At 54.2% G+C, this 13,501-nt stretch carries 7 protein-coding genes and 2 pseudogenes; 5 read left to right on the top strand and 4 right to left on the bottom strand.

The window, feature by feature from the left end:
- Window positions 1-121 precede the first annotated feature (121 nt).
- Window positions 122-923: pseudogene (locus HK28_RS12160) on the bottom strand (IS5 family transposase).
- A gap of 832 nt (window positions 924-1,755) precedes the next feature.
- Window positions 1,756-2,715: an ABC transporter substrate-binding protein gene (locus HK28_RS12155; RefSeq protein ID WP_086644814.1), complete on the bottom strand. Its 960-nt coding sequence runs from the start codon at window positions 2,713-2,715 to the stop codon at window positions 1,756-1,758.
- Window positions 2,716-3,220: 505 nt separating this feature from the next.
- On the opposite strand from HK28_RS12155, the gene HK28_RS12150 reads away from it, so the two are divergent.
- From HK28_RS12150 to HK28_RS12130, 5 genes and pseudogenes are all read left to right on the top strand, one after another.
- On the top strand, window positions 3,221-5,743 hold the full coding sequence (locus HK28_RS12150; RefSeq protein ID WP_369823661.1) for a TonB-dependent siderophore receptor: 2,523 nt from the start codon (window positions 3,221-3,223) through the stop codon (window positions 5,741-5,743).
- 72 nt (window positions 5,744-5,815) lie between these two features.
- Window positions 5,816-6,580, top strand: a pseudogene (locus HK28_RS12145) (IS5 family transposase).
- A gap of 229 nt (window positions 6,581-6,809) precedes the next feature.
- Complete coding sequence (locus HK28_RS12140) at window positions 6,810-8,132, top strand: LLM class flavin-dependent oxidoreductase (protein ID WP_086644813.1); 1,323 nt, start codon at window positions 6,810-6,812, stop codon at window positions 8,130-8,132.
- A gap of 150 nt (window positions 8,133-8,282) precedes the next feature.
- Window positions 8,283-10,850, top strand: coding sequence for a TonB-dependent siderophore receptor (locus HK28_RS12135; RefSeq protein WP_233140524.1), 2,568 nt, complete (start codon window positions 8,283-8,285; stop codon window positions 10,848-10,850).
- 109 nt (window positions 10,851-10,959) lie between these two features.
- Entirely contained in the window at window positions 10,960-11,811 is an 852-nt protein-coding gene (locus HK28_RS12130; protein WP_233140525.1) for an aliphatic sulfonate ABC transporter substrate-binding protein, read from the top strand.
- 197 nt (window positions 11,812-12,008) lie between these two features.
- On the opposite strand, the gene HK28_RS12125 is transcribed toward HK28_RS12130, so the two are convergent.
- Together HK28_RS12125 and HK28_RS12120 are read right to left on the bottom strand one after the other, a co-directional pair.
- The gene (locus HK28_RS12125) at window positions 12,009-12,209 is read right to left on the bottom strand and encodes a hypothetical protein (protein ID WP_158093466.1); all 201 of its coding nucleotides are present in this window, start codon (window positions 12,207-12,209) and stop codon (window positions 12,009-12,011) included.
- Window positions 12,210-12,506: 297 nt separating this feature from the next.
- Window positions 12,507-13,169, bottom strand: coding sequence for an alpha/beta hydrolase (locus HK28_RS12120; RefSeq protein ID WP_086644809.1), 663 nt, complete (start codon window positions 13,167-13,169; stop codon window positions 12,507-12,509).
- Window positions 13,170-13,501: the final 332 nt, after the last annotated feature.

Below are 13,501 nucleotides of genomic sequence, written 5' to 3'. Positions count from 1 at the left end.
CAGAAATCACCATTCACCCCGGCAAGGCGCTCTTCACCGGAAGGATACGTTTGATCGTTTCCTGATTGCCCACGCGCAGGCCGAGGGTATGACGTTGATCTCTTAGAGGTTATTTGGAAAGTCATGGATGAGCGTTTTTTCGGGTGAGATTGGCGCCCATGACGACGAAGATCATGGCCTGTGAGACATGGATGCGGCGCTCGTAATCGCGCACGAGGCTTCGCCGTCGGGTCATCCATGCGAAGGTTCGCTCCACGACCCGGCGCCGGGGGAGAACTTCAAAGCCCTTCGCTCCGTACCTGCGACGAATCACCTCGACGACGAAGTCCAGGTAAGCAGCCTTGTCCATCAACTGGAGCCGGTCATAGGTACTGTGCGCGGACAGATGCTTGACCCGCGGCCAGCGCTTGCGGATCGCGTCCGGGATCATCTGCGCTCCGGCGCTGTCGGAGATGTCCGCCGGCGTCCGTCCGTATCCACGGGGATATGCTGCTTGCGCCGACAATCTTCTTTCCAGCGTCGTAACCTCTTGTTTTCGCGCGCGGCGCCTTGATGCTCTGGCTGTCGATCACTCCGGCCGATGGGCTGGTTTCACGGCCCGATCACTCCCGGTCAAGCATCAGTTCTACATGATGAATGGTCTGGAACAGGAACCGCCGGACCAATTCCCTGAACCAACCATAGACCGTGCGTCAATGCCCGAAATGGATCGGCAGCATTGGCCAGCCGCAGCCGGATCGAACCAGGTAACTCACCGCGTTGATCACCTCGCGGAATTCGATCTCGCGCGGACGCCCCGTGCGTCCCGGTTCGAGCATCAGTGGCGCGATGCGCGCCCGTTCCTCCTCCGTCATATCAGACGGATAACGCTTCGTCTTGCGGGTAGTCCTGGCCATGCGGCCTCTCTGCTCTGACGACCACATCCAGAGCTTGAATCACAGTCAAGAGATTTTCCAAATAGGCTTTCAGGGCGAAGTCTAGCAGGGCATGGAATTTCGAACGTCACTTTGGCGCCACAGCGCGAAAGGGCGTGAGTTACAGTGGCAGAGTTATTGTGGTTGGAGATTTCTCATGAATGCAGGAACAATCAGAGGGGAGATAGAGCGTTTTGTCTTGAGAGCGTTGCCGAACACCACAACCGAGATTATTCTTTATTATGAGCGTCTAACCGGCGTAAATTGGTGGTGCGCGACAACCTGTCGAAAACGCGTTCAAGCGTCTGCTAGACAGAGGTGTCATTGTTTTTGCAAAAAATGAAAGAAATCGGATTTTTTGTGAACAATACTGCACATTTCACGGAATTTTATTATTAATCCCGAATGTATAGGTAACTGTAAATCTGGATTTCATACACGCGGGGCTTCTGCCGCCAAGAACTGATCTCGCCGCGGCTCACTCGGAAGCGTGTCACGGCTTCCGCGTTGATACCTTGATCGGCAATGAACTATGCACAACCAGATAGATGCGTACGAAAATAGTGGTAGGTCCCTGCCTATTGCGACAATCGGTGCTTTTGGGGTGCCGGTACCCTTCGTGGTGTCGTCGGGGATGATGCGATCGAGTGTTCGGGCACTTCGCCTTTAGCACCTGAAGCAGGCCCTGTTTCCGATGATGCGGTGCTAGTAATCAAATCGACGTCTGCCTCGATGATGATCCGGTGGAGTATCGAGGCTGGCGCGCCTTTTCGCTGGATCGCACGATTTCCTGGTGGGAATTGAATATTTCCTCTCTAAAAATGGCTCTCGAGCCTCGCGATTAGAATGTGAAACTTGGGTCGGCGATTGCGTGTGCGTCGAGAAAACGTGGAACCAGACGCGTTTCAGACATAAAGTCGGAAACCAACTGCTGTTTGGCAATAACCTCGTCACTGAGAGGAATGACTTCTCCGACCATTCCCTTGACGACATCGCGAGCGACCGGCAGGGGCAACCCCACTTCCTCCGCCCAAACGGCAGCGTAAGCGTCAGGGTGCTTAAGCATCCACTGATGTGCGGCGCGATAACTGCGTAGATAGGCCACGATATTTTCTCGCTTGTCCCGGAGTGCATCATCGGTGGCGACTACATAGCTCAAGCCGCTCATCAATTTGCCTCCGTTCACAATCTCCCTAGCTCCATCGACAATTTTTGCGCTGGAAATATAGGGTCCCCAAGTCGCCCACGCGTCGACAGCGCCAGTTTGAAGCGCAAGCTTCGCGGCGGCGGGAGGGATGAACACGAATTGCACGTCGTCATATTTCAACCCGGCGCTACGAAGCGCTGCGAGCGTCAGGTAGTGACCTGTCTGAGAACGCAGTGTTGCGACGCGTTTTCCCTTCAGATCGGAGATTGATTGTATGGTGCTACCCTTCGCCACAACGATCGCTGTCGTCGTCCCATCTGTCTGGACGCCGGCGATCGCCTTTATGGGAGATCTTCCGCCTTGGGCGAAGACAAGCGGAGCGTCGCCGACTACGCCGATTTCCACGGCGTTAGCCGTCATTGCCTGTATCAACATCGGGGCGCCAGCGAATAGAGTCCAGCGCAGAGGCGCGTTTCCCTCATATGCAACTCCGGATGCTTGGAATAGTGACCTTGCGCCGCCCTTCTGATCTCCGACGAGTAGGGACGTGCTGGCGACAGCGGATCGCGCTGGCAGGGTAAGAGCGCTCAGGCCAATCAGAACTTGGCGGCGATTCGGTTGAAAAATTTTTGGTAGGTTCGTGAAATTTAACATGATATCGCGGTATATTTTCTCGAATTGATTCGATTGGCAGCAATGTGTCGCGCCGACAGGTTCGTCTCTGCGCGACAGGGCGCTTAACATGAATTGCTGTGGGGACAAGTGACAGTGAAAATTCATCAATGGTGTCGTGGATGAAACTCATTGGTCAATCGCGTCATGTTCTCTAGGAGCGTCACTGAAACTGACGCACATTTATTCATGGTAACTTTCGCTTTTACTTGAGAATTCATGCGGTGTTGATCTATTATTGTAGTGAAAGATTATTCATGAAACCGTATTTGAAAATAGTTTTACGTATAATATAATAATATTTTTATTTCGAAATTAATAACGTATCGGAAATAATTAAATTTCAAAAAAAGTAATATGTGCATTAATTGATGGTGTTGCTGTGATGCAATATAAAAATTTTATGTTAGTAGAAATCCACAATATCCCTTGAATGTGTGAATAAAACTGATCTTCCTTAACGAGGAATATCTAGGAAATTATCATCATGTTCGTAAAGCGAGGTCTGATTTTTGCGGCATCCGTTTCGATGTCCGCACTCTGCAGCCATGCTTCGTCGGCTGCTTCCCAGCAGCGGGACCGCCAGACCTCTCCCTTGGATGCGCACAAACTGAAGGTGAAGTCCTCCAGAATCTCGGCGCAATCCGGGCCTCGTAAAAACGAGGCAAAGCCCGTCCGTGGCGCGCGTGGAGCTGCTCAAGCTTCCACCGAGACTTTCATCGTGACCGGCACACATGCCTACAACCGCACCGCTCGCACAAGCTCTGCGCCGATCACGGTAATCTCGTCAGCGGCACTGCGCCGGTCGGGCCAGATAAATCTTGCGGACGCCCTGACGCGCGTTGACCCGTCCATTACGACGCAGAATTTGGCCGGCGACGCGGGAGCCCTGACCTCGTCAATTCGGATGAGAGGCCTAAATCCTAACGAGGTCCTCGTTCTTGTCGATGGAAAGCGACGTCATGTCACAGGAAATATCTATGCGGATGGGGGGCCGCAACAGGGGTCGACTCCCGTCGACCTGAACATGATTCCGGCGTCAGCGATTGATCATATCGAGGTGCTTCGTGATGGGGCCGCGGCTCTCTACGGATCGGATGCGATAGCGGGCGTGATCAACATTATCACAAAGCGAACCGACCATGGACTGAACGTCGTCGCGCAGACGGGCGCCAACGCGTATAATGGCGATGGGTGGCAATACCTGGTTGGTTTGGATGGCGGTTTCAAGCTTGGCAGCGATGGCTTTGTTCACCTTAGCGGCCAAGCCTACCATACTGACTTCTTTGTCTCGAAGTCGCGTGGCACGGACGATCACAGATGGACGACGACATCGACATGGCCTGCCGATTCAAATCATAGCCAGATGACGCCAGAAGAAACGCGGGGCAATCTGTCCATCGAGTGGGAGAAGCCTATTACTGAGAGTGTGAAAACCTATGGCCTGATCACTTACGCCCACCGCCATGCCGAGTCATACCAGAATTACCGTCTGCCAAGCACAGCTCCTTCCTATTATCCTGGCGGATTCTCTCCGCGCGAAGTGATTGATGAGGACGATTTTCAGGCCAATATCGGCGTAAAAGGCGATAACCTGTTCGGCTTTGACTGGGATCTCAGCACGCTGTACGGCCAAGATGGGGACGTGATCCGTAACAAAAATAGCGTAAACACTGGCTGGTTGTCGGCTTACGGCTGGTCGCCCACATCATTCAGGGCCGAAAATTACACGATGGCGCAATGGACAAGCAATTTCGATCTGCGTCGAAATTTCAACATTGCTCACCTGATTCCGGCGACATTTGCTATTGGCGCAGAGCACCGACTTGAGACTTACCAGATAAAAGCCGGCGAACCCGCATCCTATCTCTATGGGGGCGCCGCCGCATATGCTGGCCTTACCCCGCAGAACGCCGGAAATTGGCAACGTAATGTTTGGGCGGGCTACATAGATGGCGACTTCCATCCACTGAAGCATTGGGATCTCGATTTCGCCGGGCGATTCGAGCATTACACGGACTTTGGAAACACAGAGACCGGCAAGATTACAACGCGCTATGATATCACCCGGCGGATCGCGGTTCGTGCAACGATCAGCAACGGCTTTCGTGCTCCGAGCCTCGCTGAGGAGCATTTCAGTTCTCTCAACGTCAGCCCCACGGGCGCTACTGGTCTTTTGTCCACCACGAGCGCTGCGGGGCGTCTGATAGGGGCCAATCCGTTGAAACCAGAGCGATCGACAAACGTAGAGGGGGGAATCATCATCGAACCTCTGGACGGTTTTCACATTTCGGCAGACGTCTATCAAATCAATATCCGTGATCGCATTACAGGTGCACAAGCCGTCAATGGACAAATTGCCTATAATGCTATTGCGTTGACCGGCGTGCAGGTGCCAACGGGGCCTGGTGTCGACATCAGCGACATCAGCGCGAACTATTTCGCGAACGTTGGAAGCACCCGCACACAGGGGGTAGATATTCAGGCAGATTATCGCTGGCGGCTTCACCATTATGGAACGCTGGATCTGTCGCTTGCCGTCAACCTCAACCGTACGCGCATTCACCACGTCAACACCAATGCCTTCGGCCAACCGATGGCTAGCGCTCAGACCATCGGATACCTGACATCCGCGGCGCCACGTAGCAAAATTATCCTGAACGCGTATTGGACCGTCGGGCGATGGGACGTGAACGTACGCCAAACGCGCTACGGGCAGACGACGTCCATGCTATCGTATGACGATCTGGCTCCAGCGGCGATCCGTTATTCCACGACGCAATTCGCACAGTTCGTGAACACGCCGGTCTGGCTAACTGATCTCGAAGTCGGCTACAGAATCGATCCCCATTGGCACGTAGCGCTTGGCGCCAATAATATATTCAATCAGCGGCCCAGAAGACTCAATCCCATTAATAACTACCTCGGCCCGAGAATGTATGACCAGAGCGCCTCCGGGATTTCGATTGTCGGCGGTTATTATTACGGACGCTTAAATGTGAGTTTCTAGGATCAGGACCTGTTAATTTATCGAATTGAGCGAGTTGTTGTGATTCACAGGCTTACGGTGGAGTGTGGGTCTGTGAGTGACGTGTTTTTGCTGTCTGAGCGCCAGATGGAACGGATCAGGCCGTTTTTCCCACTGGCACATGGGGTTCCACGAGTGGATGACCGTCGTGTTCTGAGCGGGATTATTTACTAATTCGCAATGATCTTCAGTGGAATGACGCCCCGAAAGCCCATGGTCCGCGCAAGACCATAATCGCTTCATCCGATGGAGCCGACTTGGTGTTTTTGACAGAATCTTCGTCGCCCTGACGGAGCAAGCTGGTCGTTCCAGACGTTTGATAATCGACGCCACGCACCTCAAAGCTCACAGGACGGCAGCGTTCCTGCTCAAAAAAAGGGCCTTTCCCGGCCATGCCGGGCGAACTAAAGGCCGCCTGAACTCGAAACTTCATGCCGTGTGTGACGCTCAGGGCCGTCTGGTCCCGTCTGTATCTGACAACGGGTCAGGTCAGTGACTTCGAGGGAGCGGATGTACTTCTTGCAGATCTTCCCGACGAAACAGAAGCAGTCATCGGGGATGAGAGGCTATGACAGCAACCACATCAGGCTATCACTTGCACAATGCAATATCGCTACCTGTATTCCCCCGAAAAGGGGCCAGAAAGCAAAGCCGCCTTACGACTGGCATCTGTATAAAAATCGCCATTTGATTGAAAACATGTTGTTCGCAAAACTGAAAGACTGGCGACGTGTTGCAACCAGACACGACCGCTGCGCTCATACCTTCATGTCCGCAATCCATATAGCTGCAACCTTCATCTTCTATCTGAAAGAGTGAGGCCTGATCCTAGTTTATACAGGTAAACAATCTTTATGTTCCCTGTTAAGTTTCCGTGCGATATCAATATTTTGTCGTTATGCTCTTTGATTTTATTTATTAAACAAGCAAAACAAAAAATGTAATTAAAAAAATATTGATTTTGTTTATTTTTTTATTCCGTAACGTTTCGAGATGGTTTGAACAAATCTAATCTTTGTCGGAACATCCGACTGGAAGAATTGCTTTTATGACGCAAGCAAAGCGCAACTTCGCTTTAGGCGCCTATCTAAGTGGATCAGCGACCAATGGCGACGCCTGGCGTGCGCCCAAGGAGGACGTCGACGCCGACATCGAGTTTGCCCGGTATCGTGACTATGTCAGCTTGCTGGAGCAGGGGCGTTTCGATTCTATTTTCCTTTACGACAATGTGCTGCCGATTGCCGATCCCAGCGCTGTCGCCGACTCACCAGGGCTGCCGCGTTGGGACACCTTTACTCTGTTGGCTGCGTTGGCGGTCACATCCCGCCACATTGGCCTGATCGGGACCGCAAGTACCAGTTTCAATGAGCCGTACAATCTTGCTCGTCGTGTCGCTTCTCTGGACAGGCTCAGTGGTGGGCGCGCGGGGTGGAACGTCGTAACCGCGACCGGCGGTGGTGAGAACTTCAATCTGCCTCGCCATCTTGATCACGCCGATCGATACGAGCGCGCTCATGAATTCGTCGACGTCGTCACCGGTTTGTGGGATAGCGTCGCGCCCGGCGCGTTCTTGCGCGACAAGAAAAGTGGACGTTGGCTGGACCCGACGCTGGTGCGGCCGCTGAATCATAAAGGTCGCTTTTTCAGCGTAGCTGGCCCCCTTAACGCGCCGCCTCCCGTCCAACGGCGTCCGGTGTTGGCCCAGGCTGGCGCTTCTGGTCCGGGGCGGGAGCTGGCTGCGAGAATCGGAGAGATCATATATACTGCTGAGTACGATCCCACTGCCGGGCGTGCGTACCGCGCCGACATCTTGGAGCGCGCCGCTGCGCATGGACGAGGAGAGGCGAATCTGCGCATTCTGCCGGGTCTTGCTCCGTTTGTCGGGGAAAGCGACGCCGAGGCCCGAGACAAATTCGAAAGCTACCTGCGTTACCTGGACCATGGCGAAAGTCTGCGGGGGTTGTCATCATACGCCAGCCTGGGCATCGACTTGTCGGCATGGCCGGCTGATCGACCGATTGAACTGGGCGACGTTGCGGAAACTAACAGTCATAAAAGTCGTCAGTCCCTGATTGTGGATTGGATCAGGCGCGATCGTCCGACGCCGCGGGAGGTGCTGCGCCGCTTTACCCGCGGGGGACACCGTATCATCGTGGGTACGGCGGGTGAGATCGTCGACGATATGGAAGGCTGGTACCGTAGCGGCGCCTCTGACGGCTTCAACATCATGTTCACATCCGCCCCTGACGGAATCAGAGATTTTGTAAGACTCGTGACGCCAGAACTCCAGCGTAGGGGATTGCTGCGCACCCATTACGTTGGGCGCACGTTGCGGGAAAATCTCGGGCTGCCCGACCCCGTTACGGTGTGACCGACCAGATTCTGCGTATCAACCAACGTCGTGTCCAGAGGATTCCTGGCTCGTTCCTGCGCATTTCGAGCATATTAGCGAATGAGTAAAATGGTATATACGCCAAAATACCGTGAACTTTCTCCGTCTTCTTTCGAGCAGATCACGGCGGTGCTTGTCCTTGCGGCCGCGGCGCTGCATCTTGGGGGCTCTGAAGCATACGCGGATGGCCTTCCGAAACAGGCCACATCGCGGATCGCTGCGGCGGCGAGCAAACCACCGCCAGAGCGGCGGCGAACCCCACCCAAAAAGCCGACGCCAGATACTGAGCAGGTGGTCGTGACGGGCACGCGCGGGGCGGTGCGCGCATCGCACAGCATGTCGCCGATCGTCATCGTTTCACACACCGATTTGGCGCGCACGGGTCAGCCCGATCTGCGCAATGCTCTCTCCTTGCTGGACCCGTCCATCAACAATACCCCGGGCTATCCTGGGCAATTGGGGTTCACAACCAAGACGGCATCTTTGCGTGGTTTGCCGTCGAACGAAACTTTGGTTCTGGTCAACGGTAAACGGCGTCACACGATAGCGTCAATCTTTTACGGCGGCGCCATGCAAGGGCAATCGCCAGTCGATCTTGACATGATTCCCATGAGCGCGATCGACCATATCGAGATCCTCAAGGACGGCGCGGCGGCTCAATATGGATCCGATGCCATCGCCGGCGTGATTAACATCATCCTGAAGAAGGCCGACCACGGAGGTTCTGTCGAACTCAGCTACAACCAGTATGGATCGACGGTAGGGACGTTGGGTGATTACGGGCGGGGCGGGAATCTCTTCTTCAATGAAGGCTTCCGGATTGGTAATTCTGGTGGGTATATCAATCTCAGCGCCGACGTCATTGGCAACCAGTGGACAAACACCGCGGGATTCGCCCCGATGAGCAAGGGGGGCACTCCCACACTGCTCTATCCGCTACAGGCTAACGGGCAGCTCGATTCACGCGAGTACGGCAACCGTTATCGTCAGTTATACGGCGTTCCTGAAACAGAAAAACAAGCTGCCTCTTATGACATGGCGATTCCGTTGGGCGCATGGGGAGAGTTCTACTCTTTCGCTACGTATACCCACCGTACAGCCTACGAACCTGGCTGGTACCGATCTTCCAATTCGTCACAGAATATTATCAGCGTTTACCCCGAAGGTTATCTGCCGATCATCTCGACGGAGGATCAGGATTTTCAGTTTACTTCCGGTTTGCGCGGTAAGAATTTTTTTGGCTGGGCATGGGACGCCAGCGTCAACTATGGCCGCGACCAGACTGCCTTGGGGTTAAGCAATTCGATTAATGTTTCACTCGGCCCATCCAGCCCCCATAATTTCTATCTCGGAACGTTGACCAATTCTGAATTGACTGCGGATTTCGATTTACGACGCAAGTTCGATACCGGATTGTTTAAATATCCACTTTCTGTATCTGGGGGCGTGGAGTATCGTTACAATCAGTACGAGATTGGCGCCGGCGAACGGGCGGCCTGGGCCGATGGCGGCTATATTTTCCCCAACGGTGTCCGCTCTCTGCCCAGTGCAGCTGGCCTGGGCGCATACTATCCCAACGCCGCTGGCGCCTATTCGCGAATGAACGGCGCATTCTACCTCGAACTGGATCAGCAATTGACGAAAGCCCTGTCGATCCAGCTATCCGGCCGCAATGAAACCTACAGCGATTTCGGCAACACCGCCAATGGCAAGTTATCTGCCCGCTATCAGGTTACGCCGTGGTTAGCCTTTCGCGGATCTGCCAGCAATGGTTTTCATGCACCCACGTTACAGCAGGAGTATTTCCAAAGCGAGGCAACGTTCTACTCTACCAACGCGCAGGCGAACAATGCGCTGATCACGACCACGAGTGTCTATTCTTCCGTTAATAATATCGGCGCCCGCGCTCTGGGCGCGTCCCCCTTGAAACCGGAGACTTCGCATAATTTCGGGCTCGGATTCGTGTTAACGCCAATTCGGAATTTCGATCTTTCTCTGGATATCTATCGTATCGATATCTTCAACCAGATCATCCCGCTGAGCGTGTCCGGAAACGGCATCACCGGTGAGCAGGTCATGAATATCCTGCATGCCAGCGGGGCAGTCCCGAATGATGGGAATTACTACCAATATACGTTCATGCGAAACGCCGCGCACACCGAGACGGAAGGGATGGATCTTCAGGCTCACTACCGGAGCGATTTCGGCGATGCAGGCACTGTCTTGTGGGGCGTGACGATGAACCAGCAACAGCACATGATCAAGCGGATCAATCCGCTGGCCATCAACCTAGGCTCCGCAGTTCAACCCCTGTTCCGTAATGAAATCGGCAATCTGACCACGATCTATCCGAGAAACACGTTGCGCCTCACGGGAACATGGAATTACGGCCCGGTTTCGACAACTGTGCGCATTTCGCGATATTCATCGACGAAGAACTTGTCAAACCAAGGTCCGGCCTACGACGAGACGGTCGGTCCTGCATGGTTGATGGATTTCGACATCAGCTATCGCTTTCGACCTCGCTGGGTCGCAGAGATCGGCGGCAACAACGTGTTTAACAAGCGGCCAAACGTGTTGAATGCCCGGGCGCAGGCGGCGTCCTCGCTCTATCAGGTCAATCCCAATTACAGCACCGCGTCCATTTACGGCGCTGAAGGATCGTACTTCTATGGAAAATTACGTTATTCGTGGTGACGGGTCCTTAAGGACTTCGCGCCGTGGATTTCTTGCCGGTGCGGGCGCCCTTGCTGGTCAGGCCGCTGCGACCGGCCACGCGTCGGCGTCGGGATCGCTCATCCTGTTGGTGGGCGATCAGAACAGTTCACTTCGTTCTTTGCTAGATGCGGCGGGGGAGGGCTCCCCCATGGACTACCGCATTGAGTGGAAGGAATTCACCCAGGCGCAACCGTTGCTTCAGGCGCAGAACGCCGGAGCAATAGACTTCTGCCGCGCAGGAGATGTGGCCTTTCTGTTCGCCTATGCCGCTGGAGCGCCAATTGTAGCGATCGGGGCAAATTTAACCGGCGGCCAGGGGGCGGCCATTTTGGTGCGGGCGGATTCCGCAATCGCCACCGTCAAGGATCTGAAGGGGCGGCAAGTAATCCTAAGCCCAGCCGGACTGGGCGAGCCTCTGCTGTATGGTCATTTGGCACAGGTCGGCCTTGCGCCGGGGGACGTGCATGTCGTTCATGCGACGCAGAACGTGGCCCAGCTCGCGCTTGCGACCGGACAGGTCGATGCGTGGGTGACCTGGCAGCCCTATATCGCCCTGGGTCAGGAAATCGATCACGACCGGATCCTGGTCGACGGGCAAGGAGTTCTATCCTTCTATGTGTTTGGCATCGCCCACCGGAACGCTTTGGAGACGAAACGTGCCGCGATCATCGACCTGCAGCACCGTATCGCCCGTGCGATGGCGTGGGCGCGAGCCCATCGTGACCTCTATGGGAAGACGCTGGCCAGAGTGTCGCGAATGCCAGATGCTGTTGCCCGGCGTTCCATCGAAAGTAGCAGGCTGGAGGAAGTCGCCATTGATGATCGAGTCATCCACGATACGACGGACCTTTGTCAAAAACTCTCTGCTTACGGTCTGATCAAGAAAGATCTTGATATCAAGAAAGCTTTCGATTCGACGGTGCTCAATGGCGCCCTTTGAGACGTTCCTCGCTATTCAATATAGTTTGTTGCGGGGGGCGATTGGGTGATATGTGTACAGGATGTTCGCGACGTGAATGCGACGGCCTACACGGGCCGCATCGCTCTGGGGCCGATCGTAAAACTGAGCAAAGCCTAGCTTAGAGTAAAATGTCCTGTCGTGTTGCTTTTTCGAACTGGTTGGGTTGCAAGACTGTCTCAGAGGTCGGCGGCGCCTGTGTAATTACTGATCTGTTGCCCTGCCCTGAGGAAAATTAGCGGTCGTCCGTTCTGGTCGATAATGGCACGCAGATTCGTATTCATCCTGCCTTTTGTGTGGCCGATCAGGCGACCGACACCCGTGTCCTCCAGTGGACTCAAAGTCGAGCGACGTGCCTTGAAAGGTGCCGCATCAGTCATGATGATCTGGGATCCTGCCTTCCCAGCGGCCAGATTGTCCATCGTCTGTACGAAGGCCCCTGCGGCGCCTCAACGTTTCCGACGATTGCAGAGCGCCTTATGTAGACCGTATATCGTGGGGTATCACGGTCAGCGTTGACCGTTTCGGCTAACGAAGATGATGCCGCTTACACGGTGTACTTGGTTACTGCATTAACGCGACGTATCTATTCCGCGTGGTTTCATTCCGACGCTTGGAAACACCATGCAGTCAAATCAAGGGGTTAAACAAATAAATTATCCTCATCAATATCGCACCTACGCGGCATATGTGGCAAGTGTTGTCAGGGCGGATAGACCCTCAGCCCATTCTCCCAGTTGGGTGTCCTCTCCGATGTGGCCTAGTCGACCGCAATCAAACAGTGAAGCATTCCACGCTCGCGCAAGTTGGCGCGCCCGTCGAACCTTGAGCCACGGGTCGTTTCGGCTAAAGAGGAGGAAGCTTGGAAAGTTCATGACAGAGGAGGGTAGGGGCGCGAATGTCCGTACAAGATCTGCGTCGCGCCCCTCGTGCTGTTCGACATCTGCGACGGCTACAAGGAGGGCTCCACCGATATTCGTGAGATTACACTCCGTAGCGACCCGCACGGTGAGAGCTGCTCCCAGACTGTGCGCTACAATCAGGACTGGTCGCCGACAGCGATCATACGCTTTAATAAAGTTCTCTTTCCAGACGTTATAGTCTGGATGCGCCCAATTCGGTTGGCGCACTCTCATGACAGAAATGCCGTATGATCGAAGAAGACGGTCCCAACGCGACTGCCAATGAGCGTCGCTCGATCCGCGCAGGCCGGGAACTATGAGGATGTCAAACGGCTCAATGCAACGAAACCAGTGTGACAACTGAAAGGCGTCGTGAGGTTCTGTCGTTCGGAGGCTGTGCAACGGTTCGGTGCGCTGCTGGCAGCCGATTATCGACATTTTGCGTCTCCATCATTATCAGTTGTGTGAGCAGTTATTTTTGCTCAGCCCCAAGGCTGTCCGACTAATCGCACGACATTCCTGCGGATACACGTGACTAATGCCAATACCAAATATTGCAAATGCTGTGTGCAGAGATTGTTGGTATTAGGAACAAACAAGCGGGAACCGTGTGTGCCGAAGTTCGGGCGATACTCCTAATATAAGATACGATTGATGGATACATGGTGAATTAGGAAAAATTTAAGTAATAATACCTAATTCGGCAACGTCAGTTGGCGAACCTCTAGGCTCAGGACCTATTAATTTATTGAAGTGAGCGAGAGGTTGTG

This window comes from Acetobacter sp. DsW_063 (genome assembly GCF_002153745.1).
Taxonomy (GTDB): domain Bacteria; phylum Pseudomonadota; class Alphaproteobacteria; order Acetobacterales; family Acetobacteraceae; genus Acetobacter.
Note: the sequence above shows the minus strand (reverse complement) of the source record. Positions and strands in the feature narration are given on the sequence as shown.